The organism is Roseomonas sp. TF40, from assembly GCF_057219975.1.
The window spans coordinates 249,739-263,798 of the sequence record NZ_JBXVVR010000008.1 but is presented as its reverse complement, the minus strand read 5'-3'; the positions used below and the strand labels follow the sequence as shown (position 1 = coordinate 263,798).

The following is a 14,060-nucleotide window of genomic DNA, read 5'->3' as shown; positions in this document are numbered from 1 at the left end:
GCGCCACGCCCGATGTCTGGACCGGCACGCGCGCGGAACTCGCCGCGCATACGCTGGCCGGTCGCGCATCCCTGGTGCGTTGTGCGGGGTCCAGCCGATGACCGGGCATCGCGGCCTGTCTGGTGCGCCGCTGATCCTGCCGGGGCTGGCCCTGGCTTGAGTTGACCCCGTTTCGTAGACACATCGAGGCTTGGGACGGAGCTGTCCGAGATGCCGAAATCCGGGGTGCCGTACCCGCCGGAGTTCCGGCGGCAGGTGGTGGAGTTGGTCCGATCAGGGCGAACGCCAGAGGAGCCTGTGCGGGAGTTCGGGCCGACGACGCAGCCGATCTGGAACCGGGTCCGCCAGGCCTGATGCGACGGCAAAGCTCGCAAGGGCGAAGGCGTGACTAGCGGCTGCACGCCGAACTGCAGGTCGCGGGCACGGCCGACGCGCCCGACATGGCGGTGACGACGAAAAGCCCGCCGATGTCGTGCACCATTCGGACCAGGGCAGCCAAGATGCATCCGTGGCGTCCGGCTTGAGATGGGAGGGTTCGGCGCACGGCGCCGAACGGCGTCCGTGTCTCCGCCACTGGGCACGGGGAGGCAGGCCGCGTGACGCGCAGGCGCCGAAAGGTGACCCATACCCCGTATGGATTACCGACAAAAACAACTTGCCTTCTCAGATTACCGATACTTGAATGACGGCGATGTCGGCGGGTACCGCGCCCACCGAGGAATGCCAGGGGCCACCGATGAGGCTTGCCAGCTTTCGCCATGACGGGATCAGCAGCTGGGGTGTCGTCGGCGACGGCGTGATGCACGATGTCGGCGCCGTGCTCCGGCAACTCCCCGATCTGCGCTCGGCGATCGCGCATCAGGCGCTCGATGACGCCCGCCGCGCGGCGCCGGACGCCCCGCGGATCCCGCTCGCGGCGATCGAGTGGCTGCCGGTGATCCCCAACCCGGACAAGATCATCTGCATCGGCCTGAACTACGAAATGCACCGCCAGGAGACCGGGCGGGCCGAGGTCGCGCACCCCACCATCTTCACGCGCTTCGCCAACAGCCAGATCGGCCACCTGGCCCCGCTCGTGCGCCCGAAGGTCTCGACCGACTTCGACTATGAGGGCGAGCTCGCGGCGATCATCGGCACTTCCTGCCGGCATGTGCCGCGCGGCGACGCCTTCGCCCAGATCGCGGGCTATGCCTGCTACAACGATGGCAGCGTGCGTGACTGGCAGCGCCACACGCCGCAGTTCACGCCGGGCAAGAACTTCTTCGGCACCGGGCCCTTCGGCCCCTGGATGGTGACGCCCGACGAGGTGGGCCCGATCGGCCCGCAGCGCCTGCAGACGCGCGTGAACGGGCAGGTCGTGCAGGATACGACGCTCGGTGAGATGATCTTCGATATCCCCCGCCAGATCGAATACTGCTCGACCTTCACGCGGCTGGAGCCGGGCGACGTGATCGTGACGGGCACGCCGGGCGGCGTGGGCTCGCGCCGGACCCCGCCGCTCTGGCTGAAGCCGGGCGATGTGGTGGAAGTGGAGATCGACCGCGTCGGCCTGCTGCGCAACACTGTCGCGGACGAAGCCTGAGCGGCAGCGTCTGATGACCCGGCGGAAGCCGGAGAGGGACTGAACGGAAAACAGCGCCGGCGGAACAACGGCGCCTGCCCGCATGCCGGGCGTGTGGAGGAGACGACCGTCGCAGCCCCGGCACCCGGCCCGGGCTGCGACAACATGATCGCACCCTCCGCATCGCTCGTGATGCGCCGCAGCGCCGAATGCCGCCCCGCCGGCTGACAACAACAGAACGGGAGGGACGAGATGGATATCACGAGGCGCGGCGCCCTGATTGCAGGCGCGGGAATGCTGGCGGCGGGGCGGCCGGCACGGGGCCAGGGCGCCTATCCGAACCGGCCGGTCACCATCGTGGCGCCAACCGGTCCCGGCGGCAGCCCGGACATCTTCGCCCGTGTGCTGGCCGAACCGCTGCAGCGCCGCCTCGGCCGGCCCTTCGCGGTGGAGCTGCGCGCCGGCGCGGGCGGCATCGTCGGCACGCAGCACGTGATCCGCGCGACACCCGATGGCCACACGCTGCTCTTCGCCTCATCGAGCCCGATGGTCGTGGGGCCGCATCTGCGCCGCCCCGTGCCCTATGTGACACCGCGCGACCTGGTGCCGATCGTCCAGACGCTGGCCGGCCCCTCCATCATCGTTGTCGGGCGGGAGATCCGCGCGAACACCATCCAGGAGCTGGTCACGGAGCTGCGCGCGAACCCGGGCAAGTTCAACCTCGGCAGCCACGGCATCGGCGCCTTCAGCCACGTCTCGATGGAGATGTTCATGGCCGAGACCGGGACCGAGATGGTGCATGTCCCGTTCAACGGCGGCGCGCTGCTGGCGCAGGGCGTCATGTCGGGCCAGGTCCATGTCGCGCTGTTCGATGTGCTGAACGGTGCGCCGCTGGTCCGCAATGGCTATGGCCGCGCGCTGGCGCAGGTAGGGGAACGGCGCTCGCCGAACTTCCCTGACGTGCCGCTGGTGTCGGAAACCGTGGCGCCCGCCGTGAATTCCGACTTCTGGCTCGGCCTCTTCGCGCCGGCCGGGACCGACCAGGCGATCGTCGACCGGCTGCACGCCGAATGCACCGCGATCATGGCGTCCGAGGACAACCGCCGGCGCGTCGCCGATGCCTCGATGCTCGCGCCCACGCTCAGCCAGGCGCAGTTCCGTGCCAAGGTCGAGCATGAGTGGGACATGTGGGGCAAGGTGATCCGCGACCGCAACATCGCCGCCTGACCCGACGCCGCATCGAGACCCGGAGCCGAACCACATGGCGCGCGTGCCCCTGCCGACCCGTGAGGAGTTCCCCGAGGAACTCCGCCACGTCTATGACCGCATGCTGAAGGAGCGCGGCGATCCGGCGCCGCATGTCTTCCTCGCGCTGTGCAACATGCCCACGCTGCTGCAGCCGCTGCTCGACTTCACCGGCGCCATGCGGCACGGCGCGGCGATGGAGGCGCGCTACCGCGAGATGGGCGTGGTGATGACCGCCCACGTCGCGCGTTCGACCTATGAGTTCAACAAGCACTGGAACCACGCGCTGAAGGCCGGCGCGCGGCGCGAGCAGCTCGAGGCGATCGAGGCCAGCGATTCGGTCGAGGCGCTGCTGGCCTCGCCGCTTTTCGACGCGAAGGAACGCGCCGTGCTCGCCTATGCGGCGGAGGCGACGGCGCGGATCGAGGTCTCGGACGCGACCTGGAACGCGCTGAGTGCCGCCTTCCCGCTGCGCGAGGCGATGGACCTCGTGATGGCGGTCGCCTGGTACAACGCGGTCGCGCGCATCAATGGCCCGCTCAAGGTCGCGCTCGAGCCCTGGTTCAAGCGGGCCTGAGCATCCTCAAGCCAGGCGGCCTCGCCTGGCGACCCGGACAATGCGTCGCGAAAACAACGTCAACGCGCCCCTCGCATCGGAGACACGTCGCATGGCAACCATCCCGCCACCCGTCTTCTACCCGCCCTTCAACATCACCCGCGTCGGCTACGCCGCGATGACGGTGCGCGACCTGGAGCGGAGCCTCCGCTTCTACACGCGCGTGCTCGGGCTGGTCGTCAGCGCGCGCGAGGGCAACGTCGCCTATCTGCGCGGCATCGAGGAGGTCGGCCACCACAGCCTGATCCTGCGCGAGACGGCCGACGATCCGGTGTGCGAGCGCATCGGCTTCCGCGTGCTGACCGAGCTCGAACTCGACCGCGCGCATGATCACTTCAAGAGCCTGGGCCTGCACGCGGCCTGGGTGGACCGGCCCTGGCAGGACCGCACGCTCGAGGTGCGCGACCCCTTCGGCATGCCGGTCGAGTTCGTCGCGCGCATGACGCCGATGCCGCGGCGCACGATCGAGACGGACCACTTCCCCGGCGCCGCGGCGCTGCGCTTCGACCACCTGCAGGTGCACAGCGCCGACATTCCTGGCGCCTGCGCCTTCTGGACGACGCTCGGCTTCCGCATATCGGACTTCGTGGTGGGCGGGCCGGACGACACGCTGATCGGCGTGTTCATGCACCGCAAGGACATTCCCTGGGACATCGTCTTCATGCCGGGGCCGGGTCCGCGGCTGCACCACTTCGCCTATTGCATCGGCGGCGTGCAGGAGATGATGCGCGCCTGCGACGCGGCCGGCATCCACGGCTTCGGCCAGCTCGTGGAACGTGGCCCGGGGCGGCACAACCAGGGCCATGTCCAATACACCTATCTCCGCGATCCCGACGGCCACCGGGTGGAGATCATCCCGGAATCGCCGAAGCAGATGCTCGACCTCGAATTGGAGCCGCAGCGCTGGGACGAGGCGAAGCGCAAGGCGACGATGGATTGGGGCTATCCTGCGCCGCAATGCTGGTACGACGACGCCTCGCCCTTCAGCGGGGTGGAGCCGAAGCCGGGCATGGTCGTACCCGGCCGCATCAGCCTCGAACAGTATCTCGCGGCGCGGGCGAAGAAGGGATAGGGCGCTAGAGCACGCTGCGTTCTGATGAACGCAGCTCGTGCTCTGCAAATCGTTGAATCTAGAGCAAGAAATGCGTTCAGATGATTCCATCTGAACGCATATTGCTCTATCCCTTCGCGAAGGTGGCGAAGGCGGCCATGTGCCGCCGCACCACCTCCCGCGTCGGCTCGTCCACCAGGCGCCCCTCCGCGAACTTCGTGGGCGAGAGGCCGACCATCACCTCCGGCCCGGGCATCACCGCGACGTTGAGATAGACCATCACCTGCCGCAGGTGGTGGTTGGCGAAGGCGCCGCCGAGCGCGCCATTCGACGCCGTCAGAACGGCCGCGCGCTTGCCGTTGAAGGGCTGGTCCGGCGCGCGCGACGCCCAGTCGATCGCATTCTTCAGGATCGTCGGCAGCGAGCGGTTGTACTCCGGCGTCGCGAAGACCAGCCCATCCGCCAGGCGCACCGCCTCGCGGAAGGCTACGACCTCGGCCGGGAAGCCCGAGAGGCGGATGTCGTCATCGTACATCGGCAGCCGCCGGAGATCCCAAGGCTCGATCGCCACATTCGCCGGCGAAAGCTCGGCCGCGGCGGCGAGCAGGGCGCGGTTGAAGGATCCGGTGCGCGTGCTGCCGCAGAGGCCGAGAAGCCGCACCGCCTCAGCCGGCCAGCTCGCGGCGCACGATCGCAGCACCCTCGGCCAGTGCCTTCAGCTTGCCGAAGGCGCGCTCGCGCGGGATATACTTCATGCCGCAATCGGGCGCCGCCACCAGCCGCTCCGCCGCCACGTGCTTCAGCCCCGCGCGGATCCGCGCCGCCACGGTCTCCGCCGTCTCCACCTCCGGCGTGCCGAGGTCGAGCACGCCGAGCATGATCATCTTGTTGGACAGGTCCTTGAGGATGCCGAGGTCGAGCTTCGGCTGCGCCGCCTCGATCGAGATCTGCGCGGCCGTGCTGTCGGCCAATTGCGGCAGGAAGGAATAGCCCGAGGGCTTGTCGCTGACGATCGCCGCGTAGCCGAAGCACAGATGCACCACCGTCATCCCCGCCACGCCTTCCAGCGCGCGGTTGATCGCCTTCACGCCGTAGCGCTTCGCCTGCTCGGGCCTTGCCTGCAGCCAGGGTTCGTCGAGCTGGATCACATCGGCGCCGGCCGCCTTCAGGTCGCGCGCTTCCTCGGCCACCACCTCGGCATAGGCCATGGCGAGCGCTTCCTCGTCGCCGTAGTACTCGTCATGCGCCTGCATCGAGAGGGTAAATGGACCGGGCAGGGTGATCTTGGCCCCGCGATCGGTGTTGGCGCGCAGGAACTGCATGTCGCGCAGCTCGACAGGGGTGCGGCGACGGAGCTTGCCCACCACGCGCGGCACCAGCGTGACCTTGCCGGTGCGCCCGATCACCTCCGCCGGCGTGTCCACGTCCACGCCGTCGAGTGCCACGGCGAAGCGGTTGGAGTAGCTCTCACGCCGGATCTCGCCATCGGTGATGATGTCGATCCCCGCGCGTTCCATGTCGCGGATGGCGACGAGCGTCGCGTCGTCCTGCGCCTGCTCCAGCGTGTCCTCCGCCACGCGCCAGATCTGCTTCATGCGGACGCGGGGCACCAGGTTCTTGGCCAGCACCGCGCGGTCCACCAGCCAGTCCGGCTGCGGATAGCTGCCGACCACGGTGGTCGGCAGCAGCCTTGTTTCGGCGGTCATGGCGTCATCTCCCTGTCTTGTCGTCGCTGCGGGCGGTGGCTGCGCGGCGGCCTTGCCGCGCCGGCTTGCCCGGGCGGCCTTCGACCAGGCCGCGCTGAACGAAATCGCCTGTGGCGGCCAGATGCCGCGCGAGAAGTTCCGCCGCGCGCGCGGCGTCGCGGTCCAGCGCGGCGGCGGCGATCGCAGCGTGCTCGGCGGCCACGTCGCGCGTCGGATAGGCGATCGCGCCCGCCAGCACGCGGTAGCGGTCCGCCTCCTCGCGCAGGCGCTCGCAGAAGCCGAGCAGCGGTGGCGCATCGCAGGCGGCGATCAGGGCGCGGTGGAAGGCGATGTGCGCCGCTTCCCAGTCCGGGTTCCGCACGTAGCGCGCCGCATCGAGCGACCGGGGCAGCCGCGCGAGGCGCCGCTCGGCACCAGCCAGGGCATCCTCCCAGGCGGCATCGCCGCGTGCGACCGATTCGCGCAACGCGAGCGGCTCCACCAGGCAGCGCGTGCGGATCAGGCCGGCAAGGTACACCGGGTCGGCCTCGGCCACGCGGAAGCCGCGCTGCTCGATCCGCCGCGCCAGCCCTTCGGCGGCCAGTTGGGCCAGCGCCTCGCGCAGCGGCGCGGCGCCGACACCGTAGCTTGCGGCCAGTTCCTGCACCTTGAGCCGTGCACCAGGAACATGCCGGCCGTCGAGGATCTCCGCACGCAACCGCCGGAAGACGGCGGTCGCCAGGGTTTCAGGCGAGGCGGCGGCGGTCGTGGGTTCGGGAATCTGCACGTGCACGGCTCGGCACGATGCCGCAGCCTCGCGGCGAAAGGCAACAGGTAAACGACAAACTGGGTTGACGATGGCATTTTATCGGGAAAGATCCGGGTCACGCCCGGGAGAGGGACGCCCGATGAGCCTGCCCGAGGTGACGCTGAGCTTCGACAATGGCCCGGAGCCCGAGGTGACGCCGCAAGTGCTCGACGTGCTGCGCCGCCACCGCATCCTCACCACCTTCTTCGTGCTCGGCCACAAGATGGCAGAACCGGCGCGCCATGCCCTGGCCCGGCGCGCCCACGGGGAGGGGCATTGGATCGGCAACCACACCTTCTCCCACACCCGTCCGCTGGGCGATTGCGCCGGCGAAGCGGGCCATGCCGAGGCGGAGATCGGCCGCACCGAGACACTGCTCGAGACGCTCCGGCATCCGGACCGGCTCTTCCGGCCCTTCGGCGGCGGCGGGCGGATCGGCCCGCACCTGCTCAGCCCCGAGGCGCGCGCGCACCTGTCCGCCGGGGCGCATACGGTCGTGCTGTGGTCGGTCGTGCCCGGCGACTGGTACGACCCGGAGGGCTGGCCCGCGCGCGCGTTGCAGCAGTGCCTCGGTGAAGCGCGCCCCGTGCTCGTGCTGCATGACCTGCCGACGGGCGCGATGCGTCACCTCGACCGGTTCCTCGGCCGCCTCGCGGATGAGGGAGCGCGTTTCCGGCAGGACTTCCCGGAGGCCTGCCTGCCGATGCGACGTGGCAGGCCGACCGGCGCGCTCGATGCCATCACGGCGCGACCGGCGGCGCCGGGCGACACCTGCACGAAGCATCCGCCCGCCAATGCTGTGCTGCCGCCGCTTGCGGGAGGTCAGACTGCCATGCGATCCCGCCACTGCACTCGGGAGGATCACGAGACATGAATCGCCGCAGCCTTCTTTCCAGCGTCCTCGCTCTGCCCGCCATCGCCGCGCCAGGCACCCTGCGCGCCCAGGCCTGGCCGGACCGGCCGATCCGCCTTGTCGTGCCCTTTGCCGCGGGGACCAGCACCGACATCATCGGGCGGATGATCGCGGGGCAGATCTCGCGCGGGCTGAACGGTCACACGGTGGTGGTGGACAACCGCGCCGGCGCGGGCGGCACCATCGGCTCGCTCGCCGTGGCGCAGGCGCCTGCGGATGGACACACGATCCTCCTCGGCACCATCGGCACCCATGCGGTGAACCCGAACCTGATGCCGAACCTTGCCTATAACCCGGTGCGCGACTTCACGCCGCTCTTCCTGCATTCCAAGACGGCGCTGCTGCTCGTCGTGCGCCCGCAGCTCGGCCCGCGCAACATGGCGGAATTCGTGGCGATGGCGCGGGCACGGCCGCTTTCCGTCGGCACATCGGGCACCGGCACGGCCGGGCACCTCAACCACGCGGTCATGAGCGAGGCGACGGGCACCACCACCACCCATGTGCCCTACCGTGACGGCGCGCGCGCGATGACCGATGCGCTGAACGGGACGCTCGATTCAATGTTCTACCATACGCAGTTCGTGCGCGCGCAGATCGAGGCCGGGCAGCTCATCGGCCTCGGCATCACGGGCGCGCAACGCAGCCCGCTGCTGCCCAACGTGCCGACCTTCGCGGAGCAGGGCCTGTCGGCCATCAATGCGGAAGGCTGGTGGGCGATGTTCGGCCCGGCCAACCTGCCCGCACCGGTCACGCAGCGGCTGTCCGGCATCCTGGCCGCCTCGCTCACCGAGCCGGAGACGCGCACCACGCTCGAGCGCAACGGCGTGGAGGCGATCGGCGGTGGGCCGGAGGCTCTGGCGCGCTACCAGCGCGAGGAGCTGGAGCGCTGGGGCACGGTGATCCGCCGCGCAAACATCACGGTGGATTCGTAAGGATCACTTCGGCCACGCCAGAGCAATATGCGTTCAGATGGGTCGCGGCGCTGCCGCGACGCTGAACGCATTTCTTGCTCTGGATTCAATGGTTTCTAGAGCACGAGCTGCGTTCATGAGAACGCAGCGTGCTCTAGAGCAATATGCGTTCAGATGGGGCGCGGCGCTGCCGTGACGCTGAACGCATTTCTTGCTCTGGATTCAATGGTTTCTAGAGCACGAGCTGCGTTCATGAGAACGCAGCTCGTGCTCTAGCGCAGGCGCCCATTTGTCATTCGGCGCCCAGGAAGGCGCCCCTGTCGGCGTGCAAGCGGCCCGCTCTTTCCAGCGTTCATCGACCCACGGTGTCGCCGGGCGCGGCGCCGTATGCGCCGCGGCCGGCGACATCGTTGGGCGGCCCAAGGATGGGTGGCAGGTCAAAATGGAGAGAAGGCTCTCCTCATCACCGATCGCAATCATGGGGCAGGGTCACGCGCGAGACACTCGGCAGCCAGAACGCCGTAAACCAGAGCCGGGCCCAGTGTGATGCCCGGCCCGGGATAAGTGCCACCCATCACACTCGCCATGTCGTTGCCAACCGCGTGCAGCCCTGCGATCGCCGTGCCATCGCTGCGCAGGACCCGCGCATCCTCATCCACCCGCAGGCCGGCGAAGCTGCCGATGTCGCCCGAACGTAGCCGCACGGCGTAGAACGGGGGCGTTGCCAGGGGGGCGATGCACGGGTTGGGCGTGTGCCCGGCCTCTCCGATATGGCGTTGATAGGCGTCCCCGCCCTTGCCGAAATCCGGATCCTCGCCACGCGCCGCCGACACGTTCCATCGCGCGAGGCTCTCCGCAACGCGGTCGGACGGAAGGCCTAGCCGGCGGGCCAGCCCCTCGGGCGTGCCGTCGGAGACGAGGTAGCCTGCGCGCTTCAGGGCGCCGTTGCGCGCCGGAAAGGGGCGGGCGGCCCCGATGCCGTGCCGGCGGAATGCCCGGGCATCGCAGATCAGGAAGGCCTCGCCCCCCGGCCGGGCCGCGATCAGCGGGCCGAGGTCGTGGTAGGACAGCGCCTCATTCGCGAAGCGCGCGCCGGTGCGGTCCAGGATGAGGAAGCCTGGCTTGCTGCGGTCGAAGAAGTGCGGAAAGGGGCTGGTGCCGCCGCCCGGCCGCGGCACGTCCGAGACCGGCACCCAGGCGATGGGCGAGGCGATGTCGCGGCGCAGCGCGCCCCCCGCCGCGCGTGCCGCGCGCACGCCATCGCCGGTGGAGTCCGGCGGCGCCAGGGAAGGACCGATGCCCGCAAGGCCGAGTTCTGCCCGCAGCGCCGTGTCATGCGGCACGCCGCCGGTCGCCAGCACCACACCGCGTCGCGCTAGCAGGCGATGCTCTGCGCCGCCAAAGGCCACAACCGCCCCCCTGGCGCGGCCGCCCTCCAGCAGCAGCCCTGCCAGCGCAACGCCGGTGCGCGGACGGATGCCGCGGCTGAGCAGGGCATGCAGCAGCGCCCCGGCCAGCGCATTGCCGTTCGTCAGCCGTGTGGCGCGGCCATGCATGACCCGGTCGGCGGCATAGCGGCCGATCAGCCGGGCGGCCGTCAGCGCCGCCCGGGGCCTGCTCAGCGCTTGGGACAGTGGCGCGATATCCTCCGCGCTGACCATCATGCCGCCGAGCAAGGTCAGCCCCGGCAAGGGGGGCCGCAACAGGGCGAGATCGGCACCGAGGCGCCGGCCATCGAAGGGCGCGGGCCTGACCGCGCGCCCGCCAGCGGACCAGCCGGGCAGGGCAGGGTGGTAGTCCGGGTAGATGGGCGCCACCAGGCGCAGCCCGGCTTCCGCCACCAGCCAGTCGATGACCCGCGGCGCGGCTTCGAGGAAGCGGCGGGCCAAGCCTTCCTCCAGGCGGTTGCCGGCCTCGGCACGCAGATAGGCGAGGGCGGCGCTGACCGGGTCTGCCTCAGGCGGGCCGCCGAAGATGGCGTTGCCAGGCGCCCAGATCACGCCGCCAGACAGCGCGGTGGAGCCGCCCACCACCGCCGCCTTCTCGATCAGCACGACATCCAGCCCAGCCCGCGCGGCGGCGAAGGCGGCCGCCATGCCGCCCGCGCCCGCACCCACCACGAGCACGTCGCAGGCCTCAGGCAGGGGCGAGGCAGCCGTGTTCAGCGCAGGATCTCGTTCCAGACGTCATAGGCGGCCGGGCGCATGAAGATCGCATCGATCTTCCGCCCGGCGAAGCGCCAGACGCCGTCCTGGCAGACATATTCGTCGTGGTAGTTTCCCATGAAGAAGGGGCCGTCGAAGGGGATGCGCGTGCGCGGCTTCTCATCCGCCGCGTCGAAGCGGTAGCTGGTGACGTAGGTGGTGCCGATGGCGTGCGTCGGATCCTGCACTTCGATGAGAATGTTCGAGACGGCATGGCGTGTTGTGCGGGTCTTCGGCCGGCTGTGCATGTAGCCGCGGATCGCCTCCCGCCCCGCCAGGGGCCAGCCATCGAGGTTCAGCACCGCGTCCTCGGTGAAGAGATCGCACAGTTCGTCGAAGCGGCGGAAATCGATGAACACCGCATAGGCGGTGGGCAGGCGGGCACACTCGGCTTCGATGGCGCGGCGCTGGGCGTGATCCATGCGGGCGGTCCTCCTGGTGTTTGACTCAGGCTATATCTTATAGGATTTTGGGGCAACCAGCCGCAGAGGCCGCATGGACATCCAGCCGATCCGCTCCGCCCAGGCCGCCGCCCCCGCCACCTTCGGCAGCGCGGTGGCAGAGGTCGGCCGGCTTCTGCGCGACGCCATCCTGGCCGGTCACTACCCGGCCGGGACGCAGATCAAGCAGCAGCACCTGGCCGATGAACTGGGCGTCAGCCACATCCCGGTGCGAGAGGCGCTGAAGACGCTGGAGAGCGAGGGCTTTGTCGTGCTGGCGGCCCGGCGCGGCTATTTCGTCGCCCCCGTCTCGATCGCCGATGCGCGGGAGATCTGGGGCCTGCGCCGCACGCTCGAGCCCCTGGCCATCGCCGCCTCGGTCGGCCGGGTGACCCCGACCGGTTTCGCCGAAGCCGAGGCCGCGCTGCGCGCCCTTGCCCGGGCCGAGGACCACCTGGCCTGGATGCGCCTCAACTGGGATTTCCACGCCGCGCTCTATGCCGGGGCAGGGCAGCCGCGGCTGCTCGATTTCATTCGTGCGCTCTGGGCCAACGTCATCCGCTACTGCGCGATGCTGGCGGTGAAGGAAGCCAACTACATCCGCAGCGGTGCGCATGGCGGCATCCTTGCCGCCTATCGCTCCGGCGATGCCCCGGCTGCCCAGCGCCTCGTGCTGGACCACATGGATGATGTCGAGCGCCGGCTGTTGCGCGTGCTGCCGGCGGGCGGATGAGTGCCGCTTCAGCGCGTGCTGCGTCCCCCATCCACCGGCAGCGCCACGCCGGTGATGAAGGAGGCATCCTCGCTGGCCAGGAAGGCGACCGCTGCCGCAACCTCCTCCGGCCTGCCGTAGCGGCCCATGGGGTGGCGCGCGATCGAGGCCGCACGCAGCCGCGTTGCTTCGGGATGCCCCGCCAGGAATCCATCGGCCATGGGTCCCTCGATGGTGCCGGGGCAGATCGCGTTCACGCGGATACCCTCCGCCGCGTGGTCGAGCGCCATGGCATGGCTCAGCGCGACGACGCCGCCCTTGCTGGCCGCATAGGCGGCCATGTCCGCATTGCCGCGCAGCCCGACGACCGAGGCGATGTTCACCACAGCGCGCCCCTTCCCCTGGCGCAGCAGCGGCAACATGGCCCGGCAGCCGAGGAAGGCGCCGGTGAGGTTCACGTCGATCAGGCGCTGCCAGGTTGCAGGGTCGGTCTGCTCGACGCTGCCGGTGGCGAGCACGCCGGCGCAGTTCACGAGCGCATCCAGCCGTCCGGGATGTGCCGCTATCCGCGCGGCCAGCGCCGCCCAGGCGGCCTCCTGCGTCACATCCAGAGCCAGCAGCGCGCCCGTCGCGACCCGGTCGCAGCCCAGCACCTCGGCGCCCTCGGTCGCCAGGCGCGTGCAGATCGCCTGGCCGATGGCCCCGCCCGCTCCCGTCACCAGCACCACGTGCCCGTCGAATCGCCGCACCCTTCGCCCCCGCGACTGCCCCGGGCAGCCTGCCACACCCCGCCGCGACCTGACCACGCGGCCCCATCCGAACCAGGGAGGACACCATGACCCAGATCACCCGACGCCTGCTCGGCGGCCTTGCAGCCGGCGCGCTGCTGCCTGCCTCGGCCTTGGCCCAGGCGCCCTGGCCCAACCGTTCGCTGCGCTGGATCGTGCCCTATGCCGCCGGCGGCGGGTCCGACTTCCTGGCCCGGACGCTGGCGGCGGCGGTGGGCAACGCCATCGGCCAGACCATCGCGGTGGAAAATCGCGGCGGCGGGGCGACGATCCCGGCCACCGAGATGGCCGCGCGCGCCGCGCCGGATGGCTATACGCTGCTCTCCGCCGACCTCACCGCGCTGGTCATCACCCCCGCCATGGCGCGGCGCCTGCCCTATGATCCGATCCGCGATTTCCGCCCCGTCGCGCCGATCGCGCGCTTTCCCTATGTGCTGCTGGTGCACCCCGACGTGCCGGCGCGCAGCGCCGCGGAACTCATCGCGCTCGCCCGGGCACGGCCCAACACGCTCAACTTCGCCCATGCCGGCACAGGCACGCCCAACCATCTGGGTACCGAGCGGCTGATCCGGGCGACAGGTATCCAGGTGACGCAGGTCTCCTATCGCGGCGGCGCGCCGGCGGTGACGGATCTGGTTGCCGGCGTGGTGCAGGCCTCGGTCAGCGACTACGCCTCCGCCGCCCCGGCGATCCAGGGCGGGCGGGTGCGCGCGGTGGGCGTACCGGCGGCGCAGCGGCTCGACCTGCTGCCCGACGTGCCGACGCTTGCCGAGCAGGGCATCACTGGCGCCGATGTGTACTCCTGGCAGGGCGTGGTGGTGCCGGCCGGCACGCCGGACGCCATCGTGGTGCGGCTGCAGGCGGAGCTGGAGCGCACGCTGCGTACGCCCGAGATCGCGCAGCGCCTGCGCTCCGTCAGCCTTGAGCCCTTCCCGGGCTCGAGTGCCCAGATGCGCGACCTGATCGCGAGCGAGACCGCCATCTGGGGCCCGCTGATCCGCGAGCTCGGCATCACGCTCGACAGCTGAAGGCCGGCGGAGGGGGGGGTGGCCCTGGAGCACGCTGCGTTCTCATGAACGCAGCTCGTGCTCCAGAAATCATCGAAGCTAGAGCAAGAGATGCGTTC

The 14,060-nt window shown here is 70.3% G+C and carries 14 protein-coding genes; 8 read left to right on the top strand and 6 right to left on the bottom strand.

Going from position 1 to position 14,060, the window contains the following annotated elements; translation table 11 throughout:
- Window positions 1-736: 736 nt before the first annotated feature.
- The 4 genes from AC2D9U_RS20975 (at window position 737) to AC2D9U_RS20960 (ending at window position 4,494) form a co-directional block, all read left to right on the top strand.
- A complete protein-coding gene (locus tag AC2D9U_RS20975) occupies window positions 737-1,582 on the top strand; it encodes a fumarylacetoacetate hydrolase family protein (RefSeq protein WP_484752578.1) in 846 nt (281 codons plus the stop codon).
- 231 nt (window positions 1,583-1,813) lie between these two features.
- The gene (locus AC2D9U_RS20970) at window positions 1,814-2,788 is read left to right on the top strand and encodes a Bug family tripartite tricarboxylate transporter substrate binding protein (protein ID WP_484752576.1); all 975 of its coding nucleotides are present in this window, start codon (window positions 1,814-1,816) and stop codon (window positions 2,786-2,788) included.
- Between the two features lie 34 nt (window positions 2,789-2,822).
- On the top strand, window positions 2,823-3,383 hold the full coding sequence (locus AC2D9U_RS20965; RefSeq protein ID WP_484752574.1) for a carboxymuconolactone decarboxylase family protein: 561 nt from the start codon (window positions 2,823-2,825) through the stop codon (window positions 3,381-3,383).
- Between the two features lie 91 nt (window positions 3,384-3,474).
- The gene (locus AC2D9U_RS20960) at window positions 3,475-4,494 is read left to right on the top strand and encodes a VOC family protein (protein WP_484752572.1); all 1,020 of its coding nucleotides are present in this window, start codon (window positions 3,475-3,477) and stop codon (window positions 4,492-4,494) included.
- A gap of 106 nt (window positions 4,495-4,600) precedes the next feature.
- On the opposite strand, the gene AC2D9U_RS20955 is transcribed toward AC2D9U_RS20960, so the two are convergent.
- The 3 genes from AC2D9U_RS20955 to AC2D9U_RS20945 are packed head-to-tail and all read right to left on the bottom strand — an operon-like array spanning window position 4,601 to window position 6,951.
- On the bottom strand, window positions 4,601-5,134 hold the full coding sequence (locus AC2D9U_RS20955) for an NADPH-dependent FMN reductase (protein ID WP_484752570.1): 534 nt from the start codon (window positions 5,132-5,134) through the stop codon (window positions 4,601-4,603).
- Between the two features lie 4 nt (window positions 5,135-5,138).
- Window positions 5,139-6,179, bottom strand: coding sequence for a 5-methyltetrahydropteroyltriglutamate--homocysteine methyltransferase (locus AC2D9U_RS20950; protein WP_484752568.1), 1,041 nt, complete (start codon window positions 6,177-6,179; stop codon window positions 5,139-5,141).
- A gap of 4 nt (window positions 6,180-6,183) precedes the next feature.
- A complete protein-coding gene (locus AC2D9U_RS20945) occupies window positions 6,184-6,951 on the bottom strand; it encodes a GntR family transcriptional regulator (protein WP_484752566.1) in 768 nt (255 codons plus the stop codon).
- Between the two features lie 115 nt (window positions 6,952-7,066).
- Here AC2D9U_RS20945 and AC2D9U_RS20940 point away from each other — a divergent pair, with 115 nt between their 5' ends.
- Window positions 7,067-7,840 (top strand): polysaccharide deacetylase family protein, encoded by a 774-nt coding sequence (locus tag AC2D9U_RS20940; protein ID WP_484752564.1) that lies wholly within the window; start codon window positions 7,067-7,069, stop codon window positions 7,838-7,840.
- A complete protein-coding gene (locus AC2D9U_RS20935) occupies window positions 7,837-8,811 on the top strand; it encodes a Bug family tripartite tricarboxylate transporter substrate binding protein (protein ID WP_484752562.1) in 975 nt (324 codons plus the stop codon). Before AC2D9U_RS20940 ends, AC2D9U_RS20935 begins: the two co-directional genes overlap by 4 nt.
- A gap of 455 nt (window positions 8,812-9,266) precedes the next feature.
- Here AC2D9U_RS20935 and AC2D9U_RS20930 read toward each other — a convergent pair whose 3' ends face one another.
- Both AC2D9U_RS20930 and AC2D9U_RS20925 read right to left on the bottom strand, forming a co-directional pair.
- Window positions 9,267-10,916 carry an FAD-binding protein gene (locus tag AC2D9U_RS20930; protein WP_484752560.1) on the bottom strand — a complete coding sequence of 550 codons (1,650 nt, stop codon included), beginning with the start codon at window positions 10,914-10,916 and terminating at the stop codon, window positions 9,267-9,269.
- A gap of 35 nt (window positions 10,917-10,951) precedes the next feature.
- Window positions 10,952-11,416 (bottom strand): nuclear transport factor 2 family protein, encoded by a 465-nt coding sequence (locus AC2D9U_RS20925; protein ID WP_484752558.1) that lies wholly within the window; start codon window positions 11,414-11,416, stop codon window positions 10,952-10,954.
- A gap of 73 nt (window positions 11,417-11,489) precedes the next feature.
- Between AC2D9U_RS20925 and AC2D9U_RS20920 the strand changes: the two genes are divergently transcribed.
- Window positions 11,490-12,167 carry a GntR family transcriptional regulator gene (locus AC2D9U_RS20920; protein ID WP_484752556.1) on the top strand — a complete coding sequence of 226 codons (678 nt, stop codon included), beginning with the start codon at window positions 11,490-11,492 and terminating at the stop codon, window positions 12,165-12,167.
- An 8-nt stretch (window positions 12,168-12,175) separates the two neighbouring features.
- On the opposite strand, the gene AC2D9U_RS20915 is transcribed toward AC2D9U_RS20920, so the two are convergent.
- Window positions 12,176-12,895: an SDR family NAD(P)-dependent oxidoreductase gene (locus tag AC2D9U_RS20915; RefSeq protein WP_484752554.1), complete on the bottom strand. Its 720-nt coding sequence runs from the start codon at window positions 12,893-12,895 to the stop codon at window positions 12,176-12,178.
- A gap of 86 nt (window positions 12,896-12,981) precedes the next feature.
- Here AC2D9U_RS20915 and AC2D9U_RS20910 point away from each other — a divergent pair, with 86 nt between their 5' ends.
- On the top strand, window positions 12,982-13,962 hold the full coding sequence (locus tag AC2D9U_RS20910) for a Bug family tripartite tricarboxylate transporter substrate binding protein (protein ID WP_484752552.1): 981 nt from the start codon (window positions 12,982-12,984) through the stop codon (window positions 13,960-13,962).
- Window positions 13,963-14,060 lie beyond the last annotated feature (98 nt).